Annotated in this window: 23 protein-coding genes; 11 read left to right on the forward strand and 12 right to left on the reverse strand. The window is 67.7% G+C overall.

Annotated features, from left to right (window positions below; all coding sequences use genetic code 11):
• Positions 1-164: 164 nt before the first annotated feature.
• The 12 genes from argC to J0F76_RS15795 all read right to left on the reverse strand — a co-directional run bounded on the left by argC (position 165) and on the right by J0F76_RS15795 (position 15,246).
• Complete coding sequence (argC, locus tag J0F76_RS15740) at positions 165-1,082, reverse strand: N-acetyl-gamma-glutamyl-phosphate reductase (protein WP_207470889.1); 918 nt, start codon at positions 1,080-1,082, stop codon at positions 165-167.
• A gap of 67 nt (positions 1,083-1,149) precedes the next feature.
• Positions 1,150-1,479 (reverse strand): DUF779 domain-containing protein, encoded by a 330-nt coding sequence (locus J0F76_RS15745; RefSeq protein ID WP_207470890.1) that lies wholly within the window; start codon positions 1,477-1,479, stop codon positions 1,150-1,152.
• Positions 1,476-2,534 (reverse strand): DNA topoisomerase IB, encoded by a 1,059-nt coding sequence (locus tag J0F76_RS15750; RefSeq protein ID WP_207470891.1) that lies wholly within the window; start codon positions 2,532-2,534, stop codon positions 1,476-1,478. The genes J0F76_RS15745 and J0F76_RS15750 overlap by 4 nt, the downstream gene beginning before the upstream one ends.
• Positions 2,535-2,661: 127 nt before the next feature.
• Complete coding sequence (adh, locus tag J0F76_RS15755) at positions 2,662-4,188, reverse strand: aldehyde dehydrogenase (RefSeq protein WP_207470893.1); 1,527 nt, start codon at positions 4,186-4,188, stop codon at positions 2,662-2,664.
• A gap of 114 nt (positions 4,189-4,302) precedes the next feature.
• Positions 4,303-5,265 (reverse strand): GAF domain-containing protein, encoded by a 963-nt coding sequence (locus tag J0F76_RS15760; RefSeq protein WP_207470894.1) that lies wholly within the window; start codon positions 5,263-5,265, stop codon positions 4,303-4,305.
• A gap of 68 nt (positions 5,266-5,333) precedes the next feature.
• Positions 5,334-7,745 (reverse strand): membrane-bound PQQ-dependent dehydrogenase, glucose/quinate/shikimate family, encoded by a 2,412-nt coding sequence (locus J0F76_RS15765; protein WP_207470895.1) that lies wholly within the window; start codon positions 7,743-7,745, stop codon positions 5,334-5,336.
• 120 nt (positions 7,746-7,865) lie between these two features.
• Positions 7,866-9,017 (reverse strand): ABC transporter ATP-binding protein, encoded by a 1,152-nt coding sequence (locus J0F76_RS15770; RefSeq protein ID WP_207470896.1) that lies wholly within the window; start codon positions 9,015-9,017, stop codon positions 7,866-7,868.
• Between the two features lie 19 nt (positions 9,018-9,036).
• Positions 9,037-10,572: an alpha-amylase family glycosyl hydrolase gene (locus J0F76_RS15775; protein ID WP_207470897.1), complete on the reverse strand. Its 1,536-nt coding sequence runs from the start codon at positions 10,570-10,572 to the stop codon at positions 9,037-9,039.
• A gap of 3 nt (positions 10,573-10,575) precedes the next feature.
• Positions 10,576-11,709, reverse strand: coding sequence for a carbohydrate ABC transporter permease (locus J0F76_RS15780; protein ID WP_207470898.1), 1,134 nt, complete (start codon positions 11,707-11,709; stop codon positions 10,576-10,578).
• A complete protein-coding gene (locus J0F76_RS15785; protein ID WP_207470900.1) occupies positions 11,709-12,704 on the reverse strand; it encodes a carbohydrate ABC transporter permease in 996 nt (331 codons plus the stop codon). Before J0F76_RS15785 ends, J0F76_RS15780 begins: the two co-directional genes overlap by 1 nt.
• Before the next feature lie 54 nt (positions 12,705-12,758).
• Positions 12,759-14,114: an ABC transporter substrate-binding protein gene (locus J0F76_RS15790; RefSeq protein ID WP_377706823.1), complete on the reverse strand. Its 1,356-nt coding sequence runs from the start codon at positions 14,112-14,114 to the stop codon at positions 12,759-12,761.
• Between the two features lie 79 nt (positions 14,115-14,193).
• A complete protein-coding gene (locus tag J0F76_RS15795) occupies positions 14,194-15,246 on the reverse strand; it encodes a quinoprotein relay system zinc metallohydrolase 2 (RefSeq protein WP_207470902.1) in 1,053 nt (350 codons plus the stop codon).
• A 138-nt stretch (positions 15,247-15,384) separates the two neighbouring features.
• Here J0F76_RS15795 and pqqA point away from each other — a divergent pair, with 138 nt between their 5' ends.
• From pqqA to J0F76_RS15850, 11 genes are all read left to right on the forward strand, one after another.
• Positions 15,385-15,477 (forward strand): pyrroloquinoline quinone precursor peptide PqqA, encoded by a 93-nt coding sequence (gene pqqA / locus J0F76_RS15800; RefSeq protein WP_076522366.1) that lies wholly within the window; start codon positions 15,385-15,387, stop codon positions 15,475-15,477.
• Positions 15,478-15,550: 73 nt separating this feature from the next.
• A complete protein-coding gene (gene pqqB, locus J0F76_RS15805) occupies positions 15,551-16,432 on the forward strand; it encodes a pyrroloquinoline quinone biosynthesis protein PqqB (protein WP_207470904.1) in 882 nt (293 codons plus the stop codon).
• Positions 16,429-17,196: a pyrroloquinoline-quinone synthase PqqC gene (gene pqqC, locus J0F76_RS15810; RefSeq protein WP_207470906.1), complete on the forward strand. Its 768-nt coding sequence runs from the start codon at positions 16,429-16,431 to the stop codon at positions 17,194-17,196. Before pqqB ends, pqqC begins: the two co-directional genes overlap by 4 nt.
• Positions 17,193-17,510 (forward strand): pyrroloquinoline quinone biosynthesis peptide chaperone PqqD, encoded by a 318-nt coding sequence (gene pqqD / locus J0F76_RS15815; protein ID WP_207470908.1) that lies wholly within the window; start codon positions 17,193-17,195, stop codon positions 17,508-17,510. The genes pqqC and pqqD overlap by 4 nt, the downstream gene beginning before the upstream one ends.
• Positions 17,507-18,643: a pyrroloquinoline quinone biosynthesis protein PqqE gene (pqqE, locus tag J0F76_RS15820; protein WP_207470909.1), complete on the forward strand. Its 1,137-nt coding sequence runs from the start codon at positions 17,507-17,509 to the stop codon at positions 18,641-18,643. The genes pqqD and pqqE overlap by 4 nt, the downstream gene beginning before the upstream one ends.
• A gap of 3 nt (positions 18,644-18,646) precedes the next feature.
• A complete protein-coding gene (locus J0F76_RS15825; RefSeq protein WP_207470911.1) occupies positions 18,647-19,420 on the forward strand; it encodes a quinoprotein dehydrogenase-associated SoxYZ-like carrier in 774 nt (257 codons plus the stop codon).
• A gap of 137 nt (positions 19,421-19,557) precedes the next feature.
• Positions 19,558-20,265, forward strand: a complete 708-nt coding sequence (locus tag J0F76_RS15830) for a response regulator transcription factor (RefSeq protein ID WP_207470913.1) — start codon at positions 19,558-19,560, stop codon at positions 20,263-20,265.
• The gene (locus J0F76_RS15835; protein ID WP_207470915.1) at positions 20,265-21,431 is read left to right on the forward strand and encodes an FIST N-terminal domain-containing protein; all 1,167 of its coding nucleotides are present in this window, start codon (positions 20,265-20,267) and stop codon (positions 21,429-21,431) included. Before J0F76_RS15830 ends, J0F76_RS15835 begins: the two co-directional genes overlap by 1 nt.
• Complete coding sequence (locus J0F76_RS15840; protein ID WP_207470917.1) at positions 21,421-22,743, forward strand: ATP-binding response regulator; 1,323 nt, start codon at positions 21,421-21,423, stop codon at positions 22,741-22,743. Before J0F76_RS15835 ends, J0F76_RS15840 begins: the two co-directional genes overlap by 11 nt.
• Before the next feature lie 89 nt (positions 22,744-22,832).
• Positions 22,833-23,450: a hypothetical protein gene (locus J0F76_RS15845; RefSeq protein ID WP_207470918.1), complete on the forward strand. Its 618-nt coding sequence runs from the start codon at positions 22,833-22,835 to the stop codon at positions 23,448-23,450.
• On the forward strand, positions 23,447-23,785 hold the full coding sequence (locus tag J0F76_RS15850) for a hypothetical protein (protein WP_207470920.1): 339 nt from the start codon (positions 23,447-23,449) through the stop codon (positions 23,783-23,785). The genes J0F76_RS15845 and J0F76_RS15850 overlap by 4 nt, the downstream gene beginning before the upstream one ends.
• Positions 23,786-23,866: the final 81 nt, after the last annotated feature.

A 23,866-nucleotide genomic window follows, 5' to 3' on the forward strand; every position in this document is an offset into this window, starting at 1 on the left:
GACCCCCCATACCTGCCTCAGCAGAAGGGAAGCACATCATAGGCTAGCTGGGAATCCTGAATCTCGATGCCCGCGACATGCTCTAGCGTGGCGGGATGCGCGCGCACAAGCGGGGGAAGGCCGTCCGCATGACGCGGGCGTCAGCTGTTGCAGGCCTGCCGCGGTCAGGCCAGAAGGCCCGCGCCCTCATCCGCGCCCAGCATGATGTTGAGGTTCTGGACCGCCGCGCCGGATGCCCCCTTGCCCAGGTTGTCCAGCACCGCGACGACCGTGGCGCAGCCATTGTCAGCATCGCCCTGGACACTGAGACGCAGCATGTTGGTGCCGTTCAGATCCGTGGGCACGATGCGCGATCCGGCATCGGGCGCCACCTCGATGAAGCGCTGTCCGGCATAATGATCGGCAAGCGCCCGGGTCAGGGCGCCAAGGCTGCGCTGCGCGCCGAGGAACAGCGGCACCTGCACGGCCATGCCCTGCGCGAAGTTGCCGACCGAGGGCGCGAAGATCGGCTGCCGGGTCAGGCCCGCATGGACCATGATCTCGGGGATGTGCTTGTGGCGCTGATTCAGGCCATAGACAAAATGGGCGGGCGCCGCGCCATCCTCGTATTCCGCGATCAGCGTCTTGCCGCCGCCGGTATAGCCGCTGACGGCGTTGATCGACAGCGCCTCGTCCGGCGCGATCAGGCCGGCGGCGACCAGGGGCGCGATGATGGCGATGGCGCCGGTCGAATAGCAGCCGGGGTTGCTGACCAGCCGGGCGCCCGCGATCCGGTCGCGCGCCTGCGCGTTCAGTTCGGCAAAGCCGAAGGCCCAGCGTTCGTCCACCCGATGCGCGGTCGAGGCGTCGATGACCCGCGTGTCCAGGTCGCGCGCCAGTTCCACCGCCTCGCGCGCGGCGTCGTCGGGCAGGCACAGGATCGCCACGTCGGCCTCGGCAAAGGCCTCGCGCCGGGCGCTTGCGTCCTTGCGGCGCTCGGGGTCGATCTGGATCAGGCGGATGTCATCGCGCGGCGCCAGCCGCTCGCGGATTTGCAGGCCCGTGGTGCCTGCCTCGCCGTCGATGAAAACACTGTATGCCATGGTCCGGTCCCCGATGATGTCACGGCGTTATAGGGGACGGCCCCTGCCCTGCCAACCGGCCCGAGGCTCAGATCCGGCAGATTTCCGAACGGGTCAGGAAACGCTTCTCGCGCCCGTTGTCCAGGCTGAACATGCCGCCGCGCCCGGGCACCACGTCGATCACCAGGTCCGTATGCGCCCAGGCCTCGGCCTGGGAGGCGCTGATGTAGAAGGGGGCGCCGCCGATCTCGCCCAGCTTCACGTCGCGTTCGCCGACGCGGAAGTCGCCCTGCGGATAGCACATGGGGGACGATCCGTCGCAGCAGCCGCCCGACTGGTGGAACAGGACGGGGCCGTGGTCCGCGACGATCTCGGCGATCAGGTCCAGGGCGGCGGGGGTGGCGGAAACCGTGCTCATGTCTTCAACCTTTTCTTCAGGAACTCCAGCACCTGCCGCTCCTCGGGGCGCAGGCCGGGTTGTTGCAGATCGTCCTCGATCTCCTCGCGCAGTTCCAGCTTCAGCTCGTCGGCCAGATAGGCGTCGATGACCTCGGGATGGATATAGCACTTGCGGCAGATGGTGGGGGTGTTGCCGAGGCGGCTGGACACCCGCTCGATCGCCTCGCGGATGTTGCGCTTGGCGGCGGCCTGGCTGTCCCATTTCTCGTATTCCGCCAGAGCCAGCGCGGCCAGAACCGTGCCGGTCCAGGTGCGGAAGTCCTTGGCGGTGACGTTCTGGCCCGAGATCTCGCGCAGGTAGTCGTTCACCTCGGTCGAGGTGACCTTCTGCCGTTCGCCTTCCTCGTCCAGGTACTGGAACAGGTGCTGGCCCGGAATGTCCTGCGCGGCGCGGACGATGCGGGCCACCCGGCGGTCCTTCAGGCCCAGGTTCCATTCCTTGCCCGACTTGCCCTTGAAGCGGAAGCGCACCTCGCTTCCGTCGATCTTCACATGGCGGTCGCGCAGGGTGGTCAGCCCGTGGGACTTGTTCTGCCTGGCGTAGTCAAGGTTGCCCACCCGGATCATGGTGTTTTCCAGCAGGTGGACCACGGTCGCCAGCACCTTTTCGGCGGGCATCCCGCGCCGCGACATGTCGGCGTCCACCCGCTCGCGGATCTGCGGCAGGGCATGGGCGAAGTCCAGCATGTGGTCGTATTTGGCGCTGTCGCGGACGGCGCGGAAATCGGGGTGGTAGCGGTACTGCTTGCGCCCCTTGTCGTCGCGGCCGGTGGCCTGGATATGGCCGCGCGGATCGGGACAGATCCAGACGTCGGTATAGGCGGGCGGGATCGCGAGGGACGCCAGCCGCGCGCGTTCGGCCTTGCCGGTGATCGTCCTGCCGTCGGGGCCGCGATAGCTGAACCCCTTGCCGGACCGTTGCCGGGTGATGCCGGGCATGTCGTCGTTGACATAAACCAGTCCTGCCTCTTTCGCGGCATCGCGGGGGTCGGAGATGACGGCGTCCTTGGGCATGTGCGAGAACCGGAAGCAGGGGCTTCCGGTTCAACGCCGCGCCCGACGGAAGGTTGCGCCCGGCCGCGCGGGAGGTCGGGGCCGCCGGGCGCAGGGGGAAGGGCCGGGTTGCCCCGGCCCGCCGGTTTCAGAAGAAGCCCAGCTTCTTGGGGCTGTAGCTGACCAGCATGTTCTTGGTCTGCTGATAGTGGTCCAGCATCATCTTGTGGTTCTCGCGGCCGATGCCCGACTGCTTGTAGCCGCCAAAGGCCGCATGGGCCGGATAGGCGTGGTAGCAGTTGGTCCAGACCCGGCCCGCCTTGATCGCGCGGCCAAAGCGGTAGCAGGTGTTGGCATCGCGCGACCAGATGCCCGCGCCCAGGCCGTAAAGCGTGTCGTTGGCGATCGACAGCGCCTCGTCCTGGTCCTTGAAGGTGGTCACGGACACGACGGGGCCGAAGATCTCCTCCTGGAAGATGCGCATCTTGTTGTTGCCGCGGAACACGGTCGGCTTGATGTAGTAGCCGCTGGAGAGTTCCCCGCCCAGGTCGGCCGCCTCGCCGCCGATCAGCACCTCGGCCCCTTCCTTGCGGCCGATGTCGAAGTAGGACAGGATCTTCTCCTTCTGCTCGCTGCTGGCCTGCGCGCCGATCATGGTGGCGCTGTCGCGCGGATCGCCCTGCTTGATCGCCTCGACGCGCTTCAAGGCCCGTTCCATGAAGCGGTCATAGACGGATTCCTGGATCAGCACGCGCGACGGACAGGTGCAGACCTCGCCCTGGTTCAGCGCGAACATCGCGAACCCTTCCAGGGCCTTGTCGAAGAAGTCGTCGTCCTCGCGCAGGACATCCTCGAAGAAGATGTTGGGGGACTTGCCGCCCAGTTCCAGCGTGACCGGGATCAGGTTCTCGGACGCGTACTGCATGATCAGCCGCCCGGTGGTGGTTTCCCCGGTGAAGGCGATCTTGGCGATGCGCGGGTTCGAGGCCAGCGGCTTGCCCGCTTCAAGACCGAAGCCGTTGACGACGTTCAGCACGCCCGGCGGCAGCAGGTCGGCGATCAGATCCACGAAGACCATGATGCCGGCGGGGGTCTGCTCGGCGGGCTTCAGCACCACGCAGTTGCCCGCGGCCAGCGCCGGGGCCAGCTTCCACACCGCCATCAGCAGCGGGAAGTTCCACGGGATGATCTGGCCCACGACGCCCAGCGGCTCGTGGAAGTGATAGGCGACGGTGTCGTGGTCGATTTCCGAGATGCCGCCTTCCTGCGCGCGAAGGACGCCGGCGAAATAGCGGAAATGGTCGATGCCCAGCGGCAGGTCGGCGGCCATGGTCTCGCGGATCGGCTTGCCGTTGTCCCAGGTTTCCGCCGTGGCCAGCAGTTCCAGGTTCTGTTCCATCCGGTCGGCGATGCGCAGCAGGATCAAGGATCGTTCCGCGGCCGAGGTCTGGCCCCACTTGTCCTTGGCGGCATGGGCCGCATCCAGTGCCGCCTCGATGTCGTCGGCGTTGGACCGGGCGATCTCGCCGATGGCGGCGCCGGTGATGGGGGTGGTGTTGGTGAAGTACTTGCCCGACTTCGGCGCGGTCCACTGCCCGCCGATGAAGTTGTCGTAGCGCTTGGTAAAGGGCATCACGCCCACGCCCTTGAACTCGTGCGTCTGGTCGTTCGGCATCTCTTCCTCCTCGGATTTTGCCCGGAGTCTCTCCCTCTCCGGGTATGGGTCACAGCTTGGCGCAGGGACGATTCGTTGCAACCGTCCGGCCTGCGCCGCAGCGCGGAAGCTGTCTCATCCGCGAGACAGTCCGCCGGTTTTTTCCGCCAGGCCCAGCCGGGCCATGCGGCGGTACAGGGTGGCACGGCCGATCCCCAGCGCCCGCGCGGCGGCCGAGACGTTGCCCTCGGCCCGCGCAAGCGCCCGCGCCACGGCGGCGCGTTCGGCCTTGTCGAAGCCCGTCAGGTCGTCGTTGCGCCCCAGCAGGTCGGCCGCCGGACGCGGACGGATGGCGCCTTCGCGTTCCAGCCCCAGCGCACGCCGCGCCGCGCGCGTCGCCCCGATGGCCAGGTCGTCCTTGTCCACGGCCAGCAGGACCGCCGCATCCGCGTTGTCCTCGGAGGCCACGACGATCCGCGCGTCGGGAAAGCTTGCGCGAAAGAACACGGCCTCGATGGCGCGGGCGGTCTGCGCGACCTGGGCCGAGATCAGGCGGTTGTAGCGTTCGGTCTGGTCGGCACGGGCGGAACTGACGTCAAGCGCGGCCAGCAGGCGCCCGTCCGGGCCCCAGATCGGCGCGTCCATGCAGGACATTCCGATGTTGCGGGTGTGGAAATGCTCGTCACGGTGGATCGTGACCTGCCGCCCCTCGGCCAGGCAGGTGCCGATGCCGTTGGTGCCCTGCGCCGCCTCGGACCAGACGGTCCCCTGCCACAGGCCCCAGTCGCGGAACTGTTCGGCATCCGCGGCATTCACGCGCTGGTCCAGCACCGCGCCCTCGGCATCGGTCAGCAGCACGTTGCAGCCCGACAGCCCGACCAGATTGAACAACTGGTCCAGTTGCGGCGCGGCGACGCGCAGGAACCGGTCCATCGCCTGCCTGCGGCGGGACAGTTCGTCAAAGGTCAGGCGCTCGGGGCGGCGCCCATCGGCGGGGTCGAGGCCGTGCTTCAGCAACGACCGCCGCCATGACGCGGCAAGGGCAGAGGTCGCAGTGTTCGATTGCGACTTCTGGGCGACATAATCTGCGTGACGCATACCGGGCCGGCTCCTCCTCGGATCGGTAGCCGATACTATAGCACGCGCCGACGCAATTCGACCAAGGGCTAATTGCCCCCGGTGGCGGCGGGCAGCCGCCAAGCCATCACATGATCGCCAAGCGTCGTGCCGATCGACCCGTGCCCGCCCGCGACAAGCACCACGGTCTGCCTGCCCTGACTGTCCAGATAGGTCATCGGCGTCGCCTGCCCGCCCGCCGGCAGGCGCCCGCGCCACAGCTCCTCGCCGGTGGTCAGGTCATAGGCGCGGAGGTAGTTGTCCACCGCCGCCGCCATGAAGACCACGCCCGACCCGGTGATGACGGGCCCGCCGATCCCCGGCATTCCCAAGGGAATGCCGACCGGCACCGGCGTCATGTCGCGCGTCGTGCCGTTGCGGTGCTTCCACAGGATTTCGCCCGTCCGCAGGTCGGCGCCGGCCACAAAGCCCCAGGGCGGCTGCTGGCAGGGCACGCCAAGCGGCGACAGGAACGGCCCCATCTGGACCGCGTAAGGCGCCCCGGCATTCGCGTTCAACCCCTGCTCGCCCGAATTGGTGGCCCGCCCCTCGGCCTGTTCCGCCGGGACAAGGCGCGAGGTGAAGGCCAGTTGCAGGGGCATTCCGAACATCACCTGCCGGCGGGGATCGACGGCGATGCCGCCCCAGTTGAAGACGCCGAAATTGCCGGGATGGACCAGCGTGCCCTGCAGCGACGGGGGCGTGTAGCGCCCTTCGTAGCGCAGCTTGCGGAACTCGATCCGGCACAGCATCTGGTCGATCAGGGTCGCGCCCCACATCTTCTGTTCGGTCAGCGGCTCGGGTTCGAAGGACAGCGTAGAGACCGGCTGGGTCGGGGCCGCGAAATCCTCGGGCACCGTGCCCTGCGGGGCGGGGCGTTCGGTGATGGGCAGGATCGGCTCGCCCGTCTGGCGGTTCAGGACATAAACGTCGCCCTGCTTGGTGGGCACCACCAGGGCGGGCACCCGGCCCCCCGGCATGTCCAGGTCCAGCAGCGTGGGCTGCGCAGGCGTGTCCATGTCCCACAGGTCATGGTGGACGAACTGCCGCACCCAGCGGGCCTGCCCGGTCGCCGCATCCAGCGCCACCACGGAACTGGAATAGGTTTCCTCGGCCTCGTTGCGGAACATGCCCAACTGGTCGGGCGTGCGATTGCCCATCGGAACGTAAACCAGCCCCAGCGCCGGATCGGCCGACAAGGGCGCCCAACTGTTGGGCGAGGACGGCGTGTAGGTCTGGTTCGGGTCGTTGACGTCGAAGGGCATGGTCGCCTGCGGATTGCCGGAATCCCAGTTCCAGAGCAGCCGCCCATCCCGCACGTCATAGGCCCGGATCACGCCTGACGGGGCGTTGACGTCGTAGTTGTCGTTGACCGCGCCGCCCACGACCAGGGCATTGCCCACGATCACCGGGGGCGAGGTCGAGTAATAGAAGCCCGCCTGCCGGAAGGGCATGTTGTGGATCAGGTTCAGCGCGCCGTTGTCGGCGAAGTCGCTGCACAACTGGCCGGTTTCCGGGTTCACCGCCAGCATGTGCGCGTCCGAGGTCGGCATGAAGATGCGATCCGTGCAGGGGCCGGTCGACTGGGTGTCCGCGCTGACCGCCGGGCTTTGCGGATGGTCGGTCGCGGCAGCCAGGACGGCGGGGGTCGCTGTGGCCTGCGTGGCGGTTGCGCCCGCATCCCCGGCCCAATAGCTGACCCCGCGGCAGGTCTGGTGCTGGCGCTGGCTCAGCGGGCCGATGGCCGCCTTGTACACCCAGCGTTCCGCCCCGGTATCGGCATCCAGCGCCACCAGCCAGTTGTGCGGCGTGCAGAGATACAGGGTATTGCCCACCTTGATCGGGGTCGCCTGGTAGGTCGTCTCGTCCGTGTCCTCGGGCAGGCGCACGTCACCGGTTTGGTAAGTCCAGGCGGTTTCCAGCGCGTCCACGTTTTCCGCCGTGATCTGGTCGAGGGGAGAGAACCGCTGCCCGAAATCGGTCCGGCCATAGGCCAGCCAGTCCTCGGGGCCGCCGGGGGGACCCATGGCGGGGTCGGCATTGGCGACTTCATCGGGCAGCGCGCCCTTGATCTCGTGCGGGTCGGTGGCGAGGCTGCCCAGCATGCCGATGCCGGTGATCCCCGTGACCAGCAGCAGCGCGACCCAGCCCGGACGGTGGCGGCGCGCCCCGAGGGGCAGCAGAAGCAGCAGCCCCAGGATCAGGAACATCCCCATGCGGGATGCAAGCGGCCACCAGTCATAGCCGGAATCGCGCCATGACCAGACCGCCAGCGCGACCAGGAAGCCCGCGTAAAGCCAGCGCGAATACGGGCTTCTGGCGACCACCAGGATCGCCACTAGGATCAGCGCCGCACCCGAGACGGCGATGAAGGGGCTTCCGCCCAACGTGGCAAGATAGATGCCGCCCGCCAGAAGAACGGCGCCGACAAGGGCAAATGCCAAGGTTATGAAGATGCGCATGCCTGTCCCCTTTCCGAACCCGAACCGGGACAGGTCCGCCTGGTTCCCGAGTTTTTCGGAAAGGCAGCCATGCAGATGATGCAGGCGCGCCGCAGGCCCACCCGCAACGCCGCCTGTCCGTCAGGCCGGCATGGACATGGCTGCGCCTGCCCCCGCGCGCGGCCGGTAGGGCGGCAGGTCCACGCCGCTGCGGTAAAGCAGCGACTGCCCGTCGTGGAACAGATGCAGCGCCGCCGGATCGGCGGTCAGGCGCACGGTCCTGCCGTTCAGGCCGGGATGGATGCCGGGCAGCTTGGCGATGACCGGCGTGGCCCCGCCGCGCGTTCCGAAATACAGCAGCGTCACCTCGCCCAAGGCCTCGGTCAGATCGACCGTGCCCTCGAAAAGCGCAGGGCCGTCGGTTTCGCGCATGTCCTCGGGGCGGATGCCCACGTTGACGCGAATCCCCTCGTCGCCCGCCCGCGTCGGGATCGCCACAAGCGCGGTGCCGCCGCCGTCAAGCTGCACGGTGGTCACGGGACCCACGGCGGTGACGCGGCCGGGCAGCAGGTTCATGGCCGGGCTGCCGATGAACTGGGCCACGAATTCGTTGACCGGGCGTTCGTACAGCTCCAGCGGTGCGCCGACCTGGGCAATGCCGCCGCCCGCCAGCACCACGATGCGATCGGCCAAGGTCATCGCCTCGGTCTGGTCATGGGTGACATAGATCATCGTGCGGTCGGGCATCGAGGCCTTCAGCTGCGCGATCTCGATCCGGGTCGCGACGCGCAGCGCGGCGTCCAGGTTCGACAGCGGTTCGTCGAAAAGATACACCTTGGGGTCGCGCACGATGGCCCGGCCGATGGCGACGCGCTGGCGCTGCCCGCCCGACAGCGCCTTGGGCAGGCGGTCCAGATAGGGCGTCAGTTGCAGCATCCGGCCCGCGCGGTCGGTGGCCTCCTGCACCTCGGCGCGCGACTTGCCGGCGATCTTCAGGGCGAAGGCCATGTTGTCGCGCACCGTCATGTGCGGGTACAGCGCATAGGACTGGAACACCATGGCGATGCCCCGCTGGGAGGGCGGAATGTCGTTCATCCGCTGCCCGTCGATCTCCAGCGTGCCGCCGCTGATCCGTTCCAGCCCCGCGATCATGCGCAGCAGCGTGGACTTGCCGCAGCCCGAGGGGCCGACGAAGACGATGAACTCGCCCGACCGGATGTCCAGGTTGATGTTCCGCAGCACATGCACGTCGCCATAGGACTTGGCGACATCGGTCAGTTTAAGATCGGCCATCGGCGTTCCCCCTGTTGCGCTAGCCCTCGATGATCTGGACCTGCCATGGCCGCAGGCCCCCCGCCTCCTCGGCCGACAGGTTGGCGCGGATATGCAGCGTTTGCTGGTCATCGGCCCGGTTGAAGGTCAGCACCGGGCCTTCGGCATGCAGGTCGGTCATGGACCCGCCCCTCAGCGCCGAATGCTTGCGCCGCAGCCCGATGGCCCAGCGGTAATGGTGCAACAGCGACTGCGCGTCGGCCTCCTGGGCGACGACCGTGCGTTGCAGATGGGTATGGGGAATGGGCAGCCAGGGCTTCGCGGTCGAGAAGCCGCCGTTCACGCCCATGTCCCAGACCATCGGCGTGCGGCAGCCGTCGCGGCCCTTGAACTCGGGCCAGAACTCCTTGCCGTAAGGGTCCTGCAGGTCGTCATAGCCGATGTCGGCCTCGGGCAGGCCCAGTTCCTCGCCCTGGTAAAGGCAGACCGAGCCCTTGAAGCACAGCAGAACCGTTGCATAGGCCTTGGCCGCCGGGTCGGACAGGGACCAGCGGCTGATGTGGCGCACCACGTCATGGTTCGACATCGCCCAGCAGGGCCAGGAATTCGGCGCCACGCTGTGCAGCGCGTCGAAGACCTCGCTGATGCGGGTCGCGGCAAGGTCGTTGCCCGACAGGAAGTCGAAGACATAGGACATCTGGATGCGCCCCGCGACGCCGGTATATTCCTCAAGCAGTTCCAGGGCGCGTTCGCTGTCGCCGATCTCGCCGATCACGGCGGCGCCATAGCCGCGCAGCAGCGCCGCGAACCGCTCCAGAAAGGCGATGTTCTCGGGCCGGGACTTGTCGAAGCGGTGGCTCTGGTGGTTGTAGGGGTTGACCGCGGGCGCCGTGTCGGACTTGCGCCGGTCCTTGGGCAGGGGCGGGTTGTCGCGCAGCTGCGCGTCGTGGAAATAGAAGTTGACGGTGTCCAGCCGGAAGCCGTCCACGCCCTTGTCCAGCCAGAACCGGGCCACGTCCAGCAATGCGTCCTGCACAGCGGGATTGTGGAAGTTCAGGTCCGGCTGCGAGACCAGGAAGTTGTGCAGGTAATACTTTTCCCGCCGGGCGTCCCAATGCCAGGCCGGGCCGCCGAAGATCGACAGCCAGTTGTTGGGCGGCGTGCCGTCGGGCCTGGGATCGGCCCAGACATACCAGTCGGCCTTCGGGTTGTCCCGGCTGGCGCGGCTTTCGACGAACCAGGGGTGCTGGTCAGAGGAATGCGACATCACCAGGTCGATCATCACCTTGAGGCCCAGTTCATGGGCGCGCTCGATCAGGGCGTCGAAATCCTCCATGTCCCCGAACAGCGGGTCGATGCCGCGGTAGTCCGACACGTCATAGCCGAAATCCTTCATCGGAGAGGTGAAGAAGGGCGAGATCCAGACCGCATCCACCCCCAGCGAGGCGACATAAGGCAGGCGCTGCGTGATCCCCGGCAGGTCGCCGATCCCGTCGCCCGTCGTATCCTGGAAACTGCGCGGATAGATCTGATAGATGACCCCACCCTTCCACCAGTCGATTTTCACTTCCGTCAAGTCTCATCCACCTTTCACGGACCCGGCCAGAAGGCCGCGGACCAGATACTTCTGCATCGCGAAGAACACGACCAGCGGCACCGCGATCGAGATGAAGGCCGAGGTGGCGAGGATTTCCCATTCGCCGCCCTTCGATCCCATCAACTCGCGCAGCACGCCGGTCATGACCAGCTGTTCGCGTGTATTGCCAAGGAAGACGGTCGCCACAAGCAGGTCGTTCCAGACCCACAGGAACTGGAAGATCGCGAAGGACGCGAGCGCCGGGAAGGACAGCGGCAGGATGATCTTGCGAAAGATCTGGAACTCGGTCGCGCCGTCCACGCGGGCGCTTTCGATCACCTCGCGTGGCAGGCCGACCATGTAGTTGCGCAGCAGATAGACCGCGAGCGGCAGGCCGAAGCCGGTATGGGCCAGCCAGATCCCCAGGTAGCCCTTGCCGATGCCCAGTTCGTTGTGCAGGCGCAGCAGCGGGATCAGCGCGACCTGCAGGGGCACGACCAGCAGGCCCACAACGGCGGCGGTCAGGATGGCGCGTCCCGGAAACTCCATCCAAGCCAGGGCATAGGCGGCAAAGGCCGCGATCAGGATCGGGATCACGGTCGCGGGGATCGTGACGGTCAGCGTGTTCATGAAGGCGCGGCCCAGCCCTTCGGCGGTCAGGACGCGGTTGTAGTTTTCCGTGGTCAGCCGGGCGGGCGCGCCGGTGGTGACGAAGATCCGCTCTCCCCTCCGCATCTCGAAGGGGGTGGGCGAGGTCAGGCGGTAGGTGCCGTCGGCGGCCACCGTCAGTTGCCAGCCGTCCTCGATCTCGGTCGTGTCGCCCGGCTGGAAGGCGGCGGGCTCGCGGGCGCGGGTGCCCCAGCCGATCAGGCTCTGGCCCTCGGACAGCACGGTGCCCTCGATCACGTATTGCCCGTCCTGCTGCACGGCGTCATCGCCCGTGCCGGTGCGCACGAAGCCCGTCGCCTCCTGCGCGGAAAAGGACTGCCACCAGCCCGAGGTCAGGATCTGGTCGCGGTCGCGAAAGGACGACACCAGCAGTCCCAGCGTCGGGATCGTCCACAACAGGACCAGCAGGAAGGCCGCGATGTTGACCGCCCAGGTCAGCGAGGATTTCTGTCCGGCCATGCCCTCCATCACCGCACCTCCCGCCGGGCATTGACGATGTTCCAGATCATGATGGGCGTGACCAGGACCATCAGGATGATGGCGATGGCCGAGCCGCGCCCGTAGTCGGGCGTGCCGCGGAACATCCAGTCATACATCAGGTTCGCCAGCACCTGCGTGCCCCATTGCCCGTTGGTCATCACGAAGACGATGTCGAAGACCTTGAGGACGACGATGGTGATGGTGGTCCAGACCACCGCGATGGTGCCCATGATCTGCGGCACCTTGATCTTGAAGAACACCTGCCAGGGGGACGCGCCGTCCAGGATCGCGGCCTCGATGGTTTCTTCCGGGATGCCGCGCAGGGCGGCGGACAGGATCACCATGGCAAAGCCCGTCTGGATCCAGACCAGCACGATCATCAGGAAGAAGTTGTTCCAGGGGATCAGCGTCAGCCAAAGCTGCGGCTCGCCCCCAAGCGCCTGCACGATGGCGTTCAGAAGCCCGATCTGGGATTCGCCGGGGGCGCGGTATTCGTAGATGAACTTCCAGATCACGCCCGCGCCCACGAAGCTGATCGCCATGGGCATGAAGATCAGCGACTTGCCGATATTGCCCCAGCGCAGCCGGTCGGTCAGTTGCGCGGCGATCAGCCCGAACAGCGTGGACAGCGCCGGGACCACCAGCAGCCACACCATGTTGTTGCGGAACGATTCCCGGAACTTCCCGTCGGCCATCAGCCAGGTATAATTCGACGTCCCGACGAAGCGTCCGCCTCGGGCGTCATGGACCGACCGCCACAGGCTGTCGAAGATCGGATAGACCAGATAGACGCCCAGAAACAGGATCGCCGGGCCAAGAAACAGCCAGGGCCGGATCTGGTTGGCCTTGCGGATGTTGTCGCCCGCATGGGGGCCGCGCGGGGGATAGATGCGGTCCAAGACCCAGTTCGATCCCCAGAACCACGCCACGCAGCCGAAGACGCCGACGGCGATGGTGCCGATGGCCAGCCAGAAAAGCTCCATGCCCTGCCCTCCGATGGAAACGGGGCGCGGCGGGGAACCGCCGCGCCAAAGGCGTCACTTCAGCGTGGCCCAGGTCTGCTGGATGCGGTCGGCGACATCCTGCGCCGAGGCGCCGCCGACGAAATCCACCATCCCGGTCCAGAAGGCGCCCGCGCCCACCGATCCGGGCATCAGGTCCGACCCGTCGAAGCGGAAGGTGGTGGCGTCCAGCAGGATCTGGCCCATCTTGCGCTGCGTCTCGCTGGCATAGGCGTCCATGTTCACGCCGGAATAAGGCGTGGTGAAGCCCGACTGGGCCATCCACAGCTCATGCGCGGCGGGCGTCTTCAGGAACTCGATAAAGGCCATGGCCACCGGGTTGTCGGTGAACACGCCGAACAGCGTCCCCCCGCCCAGGACCGGCTGGCCCAGGCTGCCGTCCGCCGGAGCGGGCAGGTAGAAGAAATCGTAATCCTCGCCCTCGACCGTGTCTTCGGGGAAGAACGAGGGGATGAAGCTGGCCTGGCGATGCATGTAGCAGCCGGGCGGGCTTTCAAAGAGGCCCGCGGGGCTTTCGCGGAAATCGTTCGACGCGACCGAGGCCGCGCCGCCCGCGACATAGTCGTCGTTCTTGGCGAACCAGCCGAATTCCTCGATGGCCTTGACGACCTTGGGATCGTTGAAGGCCAACGCGTTGGTGGTCCAGGCGTCGTAATCCTCGGGGGTGTTCAGGCGCAGCATCAGATCCTCGACCCAGTCGGTCGCGGGCCAGCCCGTCGCCCCGCCCGAGGCCAGGCCGATGCACCAGGGAGTTTCGCCGTCGGCGGCGATCTGTTCGGTCAGCGCCTTCAGATCCTCGTAGGTTTCGGGGATCTCGTAGCCGGCATCCTCGAAGTTCTCGGGGACATACCAGACCAGGGACTTCACGTCGGCCTTGTAGGGGAAGGCGAACATCTTGTCCGTCCCGTCCTGGCCCGCATAGGTGCCCAGCGCGGCCCAGCTGTCGCCCGCCGCATAGTTGTCGCGCACCCATTGGGCGTCATCCTCGCCCAGATCCTTCAGATAGCCCTTGGCGGCCAGTTCGGCGGCCAGTCCCGGCTGCGGCAGCACCGCGATGTCGGGGGGCGATCCGGCCTCGCTGTCGATGACGATCTGCTGTTCGAAACTGGTCGAGCCGGAATAGTTGACGACAGCGCCCGTCGCATCCTCGAAATAGGCCGTGATCGAGGTGAACAATTCCTGGTCGGCCCCCAGCCAGGGCGCCAGGATCGTCACGCTTTGCCCCTTCAGGTCGGCATGGGCGGCGGCGAAATCCTCCAGGCTTTTCCAGTTGATCCGGTCGTCGCTGCCCTTCTCGATGACCAGTTGCGCCTGCGCGCCCCCGGCCACCAGCGCGACCATGGCCACGGTGATGTAGAACGATTTTTTCACGTCTTCCCCTCCCCCGGCGCGCAACCTTGTGCAGGCCCCGCCATGATGGTCACTTGAATCGATCAGTCATGTCAAATCCTTACTCCCATTCAAGTTCCTTGAAGGCGGCGGTGGCATCGCGCGCGACCGATTCGGGGAAGGACTTCCACCGGCCTGCCAGCGGCGCCAAGGCATCGACGATGGCGGGAACGCCCTCGGACATGGGCAGGCCCGCATCCAGCGCCTCGCGTGTCGCGCGATGCAGCGCCGTCAGGAAATCCCGCTGCGCCGATACGGCCTCGTCCCAGTTTTGCGCCACTGGGCCGTGGCCCGGAACGATGGCCCCGGCGTCCTGCGGGACCGCCATCCAGTCAAGCCAGCCGGGCAGCGATCCGTCCACGATCGGCGTCAGGTCGCGAAACACCAGGTCGCCCGCGAACAGCGTGCCGGTCGCCCGGTCCAGCACGGTCAGGTCGTTGTCGCTGTGGGCCGGGGGCGCGGCCGTCAGCGACAGGACGCGCCCGCCCAGGTCGATGTCCAGGCTGCCCCCGACCGCCTTGTCCGGCAGCACCACACGCGTGCCGATCATCGGCCCCGGCCCGTATAGCCGCGTCAGGTTGTCCAGATAGGTCCGGCCCCGCCCCTGCAAGGCATCGGCCAGCCGTTCATGACCAAGGATGGCGGCGCCCGCCTCGCGGAACACCTCGGCGCCGAAGGCGTGGTCGGGATGCATGTGGGTGATGACCAGATGGCTGATCGGCTTGTCGCTGATGCGCCGGATGGCCGCGAACAGCGCCTGACCCTGCGCGCGCGAGGCGCCTGCGTCGATCACCGCGATGCTGTCCGGGCCGATGACGAACCCCAGGTTGGCGATCCAGCCGTCGGGGCTGTCCTCGAACTGCGCGACGGGCCCCAGATGGACGTGGACCCCGTCCGCGACCTGCCGCACCGGCAGCGCGGGCAGATCGGCCGCCGGGGTGCAGGCCAAGGCGTCCCGGACCAGCGCGGGATGGTCCTTCAGCCAATCGGAAGCGATTCGCGGGGCTGCGGCGCGACACGCCTCGACGGTGGGGAACGGGTGCCCGACCAGCGTCACGGGACCGCAGGAATGAGGATCTGCCGAAAGGCAGGCGGACAAAATGGCGAAGATCATTGCCACATCTTCCCGATCCCGAAGGGCGACACGTTAACTTTCCGTTACCTGCGACCTTAGTCGCGTTGAATTGCGTTGTCTCTGATCTAACATGACAGCCAGTCGCCATCGTGGCGGCCGTGGATTTGGAGGAAATGCATGGCTTGGACGAAACCCACCCTGAAGGAAATCGCCTGCGGCATGGAAATCAACATGTACGCCCCGGCCGAGGACGAACCGGTCCTGTTCTGAGGCGTCATGCTTCGGGCATCATGAACGGCCCCGTCCGACACCCTCGGGCGGGGTCTTTTTCGTCTGGGGGATCATGCGGATCATCGTGCTTGGCGCGGCGGCGGGCGGGGGCCTGCCGCAATGGAACTGCGGCTGCGACAACTGCAACGCCGCGCGGGCCGGACGGATTCCGGCCATGACGCAAAGCTCGGTCGCGGTCAGCGCGGACGGGCAGGCCTGGGCGATCCTGAACGCCTCGCCCGACATCCGGGTGCAGCTTGCAGCGACGCCCGCGCTGCACCCCAGCGGGCTGCGCGACATGCCGCTGCGGTCAGTGCTGGTGACGAACGGGGATATCGATCATGTGGCGGGCCTGCTGACGCTGCGCGAAAGCCAGCCCTTCGCGCTGTTCGCGACGCCCGCGATCCACGAGGTTCTGGCCGCCAACCCCATGCTGGGCGCGCTGCGCGACGATCTGGTGGCACGCAAGCCCGTGGTCCTGGATGAAACCGTCGCCATCGCGCCGGGTCTGACCGCCACGCTGTTCGCGGTGCCGGGCAAGGTGCCGCTGTACCAGGAAGGCGCCGTGGTCGAGACCGGCCTGGTGGGCGAGACGACCGTGGGCGTGGAGTTGACGGCAGGCGGGCGGCGGGCGCTTTATGTTCCGGGCTGCGCGGAACTGCCCGGCTGGCTGACACGACGCATGGCGGGCGCGGACCTGCTGATGTTCGACGGCACCCTGTGGGAGGATGACGAGATGATCCGCATGGGCCTGGGCCGGAAGACCGGGCGCCGCATGGGCCACTTGCCGGTGATCGAAACCATCGCCGCCCTGAAGGACGTGCCCGTCGGGCGGCGGGTCTTCGTCCACATGAACAATTCGAATCCGCTGACCGATCCGGCCAGCCTTGAGACGCGCGAAGCAGAAGCCAGCGGCTGGCAGATCGGTCGCGACGGAATGGAGATCATGCTGTGAAGGACGCCTTTCCAGAACCGGGGCAGAACCAGCCCCGATCGCGCGACGAGTTCGAAGCCCGGCTGCGCGCCATCGGGGCCGAGCGTTACCACGACCGCCACCCCTTCCACGAACGGCTGCATGGCGGATACTGCACCCCCGACGAGGTTCGGGCCTGGGTCATCAACCGCTGGATGTACCAGTCCCGCATTCCCATGAAGGACGCGGCCTTCATGTCCCGCGTCGAGGACCCTGACCTGCGCCGCCACTGGCGCAAGCGGATCGAGGATCACGACGGCACCGTCACCGAAGGCGGCGGCATCCGCCGCTGGCTGGCCCTGGCGCAGGCCGTGGGGCTGGACCCGGACTACGTCGCATCGGGCGTGGGCATCATGCCCGCCACGCGCTTTGCCGTGGACGCCTATGTCCGGTTCGTCCGCGATATGCCGCTGCTGGACGCGGTCGCCGCCAGCCTGACGGAACTGTTCGCGCCCAAGATCCATGCCCAGCGGATCGAGGGCCTGCTGGCCCATTACGATTTCGCCGATGACACCAGCCTGTCCTATTTCAGGAAGCGCCTGACCGAGGCGCCCGAGGACGTGAAGTTCGGTCTGGATTACGTCCTGACCCATGCCGACACGAAGGAAAAGCAGGACGCGGCGGCGGCGGCGCTGGTCTTCAAGACGGATGTGCTGTGGGCGCAGCTCGACGCGCTGTGGCATGGCTATGTCGAAGGCAACATCCCGCCGGGCGCCTGGCGGCCCGGGGAAGGAATGGCCCCATGACCGCCCAGCCAGCCTCCATCACGCCAGCGCCCCTGATCCTGCCCGACGACATTCCCTATCTGCCGCGCGGCGTGCGGCTGGCCGATGACCGGGTGCGCGGCATTCGGGTGCTGCAGGCGCCCGAACGCGCCATGCAGCTTGACCCCATCGGCGACGCGATCCTGTCCGAACTGGACGGCGCCCGGTCCATGGCGGCCATCGTCAGCGGCCTTGCGGCGCGCTATAATGCGCCGGAAGACCAGATCGCCGGCGACGTGCGCGATTTCCTGACCGGGCTGATCGAGCGGCGGATGGTCTTTGTGAGGGTGCCATGAAGGACCAGCAGCATCAGCCGCGCGACCTAGACGGCAATCCCGTCACCCCAGGCCTGCCCATGGCCATGCTGGCCGAGGTGACGCATCGCTGTCCGCTGATGTGCCCCTATTGCTCCAACCCCGTGGAACTGACCCGCGCCAACGCGGAACTGACCGCCGAGGACTGGGGCCGGGTGTTCCGGCAGGCAGCGGATCTTGGGGTGCTGCAGGTTCACGTCTCGGGCGGGGAACCGGGGGCACGGCGCGACCTGGCGCAGATCGTGGCCCATGCGCGCGATGCGGGGCTGTATGTGAACCTCATCACCTCGGGCATCGGGATCACGCGCGAGCGGCTGGAGGAACTGGACCGCGCGGGCGTCGACCACGTGCAGCTTTCGTTGCAGGGCATCCGCCCCGACATGGCCGACCGGATCAGCGGCCATCCGGGTTCCTGGGACAAGAAGATGGCCTTCGCGGGCTGGGTGCAGGAGATCGGCTTTCCCCTGACCATCAACGCGGTCGTGCATCGCCAGAACCTGGAACGCCTGCCCGACATGATCGACCTGGCCGAAACCTTGGGCGCGCGCCGGATCGAGGTCGCCACCGTGCAGTTCCACGGCTGGGCGGACCTGAACCGCCGTGCGCTGATGCCCACGCGCGAACAGGCGGCCTTTGCCCGTCAGGTGGTGAACGACGCCCGGGTCCGGCTGCGGGGCCGCATGGTCATCGACTACGTCCCCGCCGATCACCACGCGGTCTATCCCAAGGCCTGCATGGGCGGCTGGGGGTCCACGGGCCTGAACGTCGCCCCCGACGGCACGGTCCTGCCCTGCCATGCCGCGCAGTCGATCCCCTGGATGCGGTTCGAGAATGTCCGCAACCGCGACTTGGGCGAGATCTGGCACGATTCGGACAGCTTCAACGCCTTTCGCGGCACGGCCTGGATGCCCGAACCCTGCCAAAGCTGCGACCGCAAGACCATCGACTTCGGCGGCTGCCGCTGCCAGGCGATGGCGCTTGCGGGCGACGCGCGGGCGACCGATCCGGTCTGTTCGCTGTCGCCCCTGCACGCGCAGGTCGTGGCCCGCGCCGAGGCCGATGCCGGCGCGGAGACGGCCGACCTGATCTATCGCCGCATGAGGAAAGGAGAGTAAGCGATGAAGGCCACGATCCTTGCCGCGCTGCTTCTGGCCACGCCCGTGGCGGCGCAGGAAAACCCCCTCCAAAACTCGGCCACCTGGGACGATCTGCGCGAATCGGTGCTGGGACTGGCGGCGGATGTTCCGCTGGACCTGACGATCCTCGACCTGGATGCGCCGATGCGCGCGCACGAGGCCGCGATCGTCCCGATCCGCCTGACCCAGCCCGCAGGCGCCCCGCCCGTGAAGGCGGTCACGATGGTCATCGACGAAAACCCCGCCCCCGTCGCCGCCGAATACACCTTCGGCCCGGCCATGGCGCCCTTGGATTTCGAATTCCGCGTCCGCGTGGACAGCTATTCCGATGTCCGCGCCATCGCCGACACGGGCAACGGCAACCGGGTGATGGCCGGCCGCTTCGTCAAGGCCTCGGGCGGCTGTTCGGCGCCCGCGGGCAAGGACATGGCGGCAGTCCAGGCCACCATGGGCCAGATGCGCTGGCGCACGGCCCCCCAGGACGGGCGGCAGGTCGGCACGCTGATGATCCGGCATCCGAACTTCTCGGGCCTGCAGCGCGACCAGGTGACGCTGCTCAACATCCCGGCCCATTTCATCGACCGGCTGGAGGTTCGCCAGGGCGAGGAGTTGCTGTTCGCCATGCAGGCCGGGATCTCGATCAGCGAGGACCCGGTGTTCCGCTTCGTCTACCGGTCCGACGGCCAGCCGATCCACGTCCATGCCGAGGACACCGACGGCAATGTCTGGGATCAGGAATTCGCCGCCGGCGGATAAGGGCTTTGGGACGAAACGCACGGGGTTCCATCCGACCTTGGTCGCAGATGCGGGGTTGCTTTGCTGCGGCACTGCCCTACACTCGGGCAGGAATGTCGCGGAGGGGAGACCGCGACACCCACCCCGAGGAGGACCGTATGACAGCCGCAGCCATGCAGGCCCGAACGCCGCAGATGCCACGGCAAAGCGCCGATCAGGTGCGCGAAATCCTGATCGTGGACGACCACCCGCTGATGTGCGACGCGCTGGCCCTGACGCTGAAGATCAGCTTCGGCCTGAAGAATGTCCGCACCGCCCGCAGCTTGGGCGCCGCGCTTGACGGCATCCGGGCGCAGGGCGCGCCCGATGCCGTGATCCTGGACCTGAACCTGCCCGACGCGCGCGGGGCCGAGGGCATCGTGACCCTGCGCCGCCAGTTGCCGGACGTGCCCATCACGATGATTTCCGCCGACATGGACGGCGCCATGATCAGTGCCGCGATGGCGGCGGGGGCGCAGGGCTATATCAGCAAGTCGCTGGGCCGCGAGGCCCTGGTGGACAGCCTGCGCCGCATGTGGGAGGGCGAACACGTCACCCCCGAGGGCTATGCCCCCGACCAGGCCTGCGCCGAGGACGAGGCCAAGGCGGAACTGGCCCGGCGCTTCGCCACGCTGACGCCGCAGCAGATGAAGATCCTGCGGCTGATCTGCCAGGGCAAGGCGAACAAGGAAATCAGCTATGACCTGTCCATCGCCGAGGCGACGGTGAAGACCCACATCACCGCCATCATGTCCAAGATCAACGCGCGCCGCCGCACCCAGGCGGTGCTGCTTGCCAACACGGTCCGCCTGTTCGAGGCGGGCTGATGGATACCGGCCCGGCTGCGAAGGAGGGCGCCACCGGGCCGGTGGCCGTGCAGGCCGACCGCGGACGGGCCGATCACGGCCTTGTCCTGCTGGACGGCCTGCGCGGAGCCAATCCGGGCCTTGTCCTGATCTTCGGCGCCCATGGCCCCGAGCTGGCGGCGCTTGACGCCGTGCTGCGGCATGGCCTGCCCGAGGGTTGCGTGATCGCCGGCTGCTCCTCGGCCGGAGAGATCGGCCCGGACGGCTATGCCAGCGACAGCATCGTCGCGATCGGCTTTCCGGCGTCGCATTTCCGGGCGTCCGCGCTGGTCCTGCCGCATCTGGACGCCCTGCCGGTGTCGGACTGGATGGCCGCGCTGCGCCGGCTGCAGGCGGGCTTCGGCCCCGATCCGCAGCGGTCGCTGTTCGGGCTGCTGCTGGTCGACGGGCTGGCGGGGCAGGAAGACGCGCTTGTGGCCACCATCGACGCGGCGCTGCCCTCGGTTCCCACGCTGGGCGGATCGGCGGGCGACGGGCTGCTGTTCCGCCAGACCTGGCTTCTGGCGGGGGGCAAGGTCGTCACCAACGCCGCCGTCTTCCTGCTGGTGGAAACCGACCTTGCCGTCAGCGAGGTCACCTTCGCCCATTTCAGCCCGACCGCCACCCGCGTGGTCGTGACCGCCGCCATTCCCGAAAAGCGCCGCATCCTGGAACTGAACGCCGAGCCCGCGGCCGAGGAATATGCCCGCCTGACCGGGCTGGCCCCCGACGCGCTGACGCCCACGGAATTCGCGCGCCATCCGCTGCTTCTGCGGATGGGGCGCCACCATCACGTCCGCGCCATCAGTGCCCAGACGGCCGATGGGGGGCTGTCGCTGATGTCGGCCATCGACACCGGCACCGTCCTGACCCTGGGCCGGACCGAGGACATGACCCAGGGCTTTGCCGAAGCCCTGGCCTCGCTGCCCCGGCCGCCCCTGATGGTTCTGGGCTTCGACTGCATCCTGCGCCGCCTTGCGCTGGAACGCGAAGGGCTGCACGACCAGATGTCCGAGCTTCTGGCACGCTATCGCGTGGCGGGCTTCAACACCTATGGCGAACAGCACAGCGGGATGCACGTGAACCAGACCTTCGTGGGCCTGGCTTTCATGCCCAGCGAGGATCTGGCGACCTCCGATGCTGCGTGACGACGACGGACCCGAACGCCGGGTCGAGAAGCTGCGGCGCATCAACCAGGTCCTGATCGACCGCATCGACCGGCTTGAGGAATCGCGCAGTTCCGCCTGGTCGATGTTCCAGGCCGCGGTCGCGCTGGAGCAGGAAGTGATGGCCCGCACCCGCGATCTGGAACGCGCCCTGGCGGACCTGTCGCAGCGCAACCGCGAACTGGCCGTCGCCCGCGCCAGCGCCGAGGAGGCGAACCGCTCGAAGACCCGTTTCCTGCGCGCGGCCAGCCACGACCTGCTGCAACCCTTGTCGGCGGCGCGGCTGTTCCTGGCGGCCCTGGCCGACACGCCGATGAACGACCAGCAAAAGGAACTGACCGACCGGCTGGGCGGCGCCTTCGAATCGGTGGAACAGCTGATGCACGCGGTTCTCGACATCTCGCGCCTGGACAGCCAACGGATCGAGTTTCACCGCCAGCCCGTCTCTCTGGGCGAGCTGTTCCGCAGGCTGGCCATCGAATACACCCCCCTGGCCGAGGCGAAGAACCTGCGCCTGTCCTTCGTGCCGACGGATGCGGTTGTCGAAAGCGATCCCGTCTTCCTGCGCCGGATCGCGCAGAACCTGGTGTCGAACGCGATCAAGTACACCCATCGGGGCGGCGTGGTCGTGGGCGCGCGCCGGCGCGGCTCGCTGTGCTGGCTTTGCGTCTACGATACGGGGGTGGGCATCCCGGCGGTGGACCGCAACCGGATCTTCGACGAATTCCAGCGCCTGTCCCATGACGCGGCGACCCCCGGCATGGGCCTGGGCCTGTCCATCGTGCGGCGCGCCTGCGCCAAGCTGGACCACCCGATCCGCCTCGATTCCGAGGCGATGCGCGGCACCGTTTTCCGCGTGGGCCTGCCGCTTGTCGGGCTGGAGACCGAGGGCCGCCCCGAACGCCCCCTGCGCGCCAGCCTGCAGCTGCGCGGCCGCGTGGCCCTGGTGGTGGAGAACGACCCCGGGATGCGGCGCGGATACGAGATGATCCTGCGCGACCGGCTGGGGATGGTCGCCCGCGTGACCGGCGGCACGGCCGAGGCCCTGGCCACCATGGGCGACGACCCGCCCGACGTGATCCTGGCCGACTACAACCTGGAAAACGGCGACACCGGCGTGGACGCGATCCGGGCGCTGCGGGGTTCGGCGGGCCAGCCGATCCCGGCGGTCATGATCACCGCGCATCGCGACCCGCAGATCGCCCGGAACTGCGCGGCCATGCAGGTGCACCTGATGGAAAAGCCCGTCCACCCCGTCGAACTGGCCGAGATGCTGGGCGAGATCCTGGCGTGACCTGCGACCAAAGGCCGATGCTCGGCGTGGCGGGGCTTGTCCTCCGGGCCGGGCGGCGCAAATCTGGTCCTGCATTTGGGAGGATGACCATGAACCGTGCCATTGCCGCAGCCCTGTGGCTGGGCCTGTCCGTGCTGACCGCCAGCCCCGCCCTGCCGGGCGAGCCGGGCGATGCCGTCTTTGCCGAGCGGGGTCCCTGGTCCCTGGAGGGCAAGGACCTGAACTGGACCGTCCATGTCGAGGGGCCGGACGCGCCGGGCTTTCTGCCGGTCGATGCGGGCAGCCTGACCCTGACGCAGGTGACGGACCCTTCCGACCGGCAGCCGGTGCTGCAACTGGTGCAGAAGACCGACACGCGCACACGGCAGATCGGGCCGTTCCCCATCTCGGGCGGGGACCCGGTGCTGACCTTCTTCCTGGAACAGACCACCCGCGACATGGCGCGCCTGACCGGCGGCAGCCCCTTCTATATCCGCAACCGCATCAAGGAGGCGATCTTCGGCGGCGGCCAGATCGACCGCGGGGGGGAAGAATCGGTTGCCAGCTTCCAGCCCTTTGCCGACGATCCCAACGCGGCCCGCATGGGCGGTTTCCAGACCCTGACGCTGACCTTCGTCCTGGGCGATCCCGCCCAGCCGATCCGCGAACTGCGCGCCCAGACCCAGGGCGCAGAGCCCGGCTACGTGAACCGGATGGTGCTGCAGTGATCGCCCGGCTGGCGGCGCTGGTCCTGGCCCTGGGCGCCGCGCCCCTCCATGCGCAGGCGGTGAACGACTATCCGACCAATGCGCGGGCCGAATACGTCTTTGCCTGCATGGCGGCCAACGGTCAGACCCGCGACATGCTGGACCGCTGTTCCTGCGCCATCGACCAGATCGCCGAGGTGCTGCCCTTCGACGAATACGTCCAGGCCGAGACGGTGCTGCGGATGCAGCAAACCACGGGCGAACGCGCCGGCATGTTCCGCGGCATGGCCCAGATGACCGAGATCACGGCCAAGCTGAAGCGCGCCGAGGCCGAGGCCGAGATCCTCTGCTTCTAGAGCCTGTTGCACTCAATCGACCTCATAACCTGCGGCTTTGAAGTAGTTGTAGCATTCCTCGTCGGAGAACAGATCGCAGAC

Origin of the sequence: Paracoccus fontiphilus, from assembly GCF_017356265.1 — a bacterium.
Lineage (GTDB): Bacteria > Pseudomonadota > Alphaproteobacteria > Rhodobacterales > Rhodobacteraceae > Paracoccus > Paracoccus fontiphilus.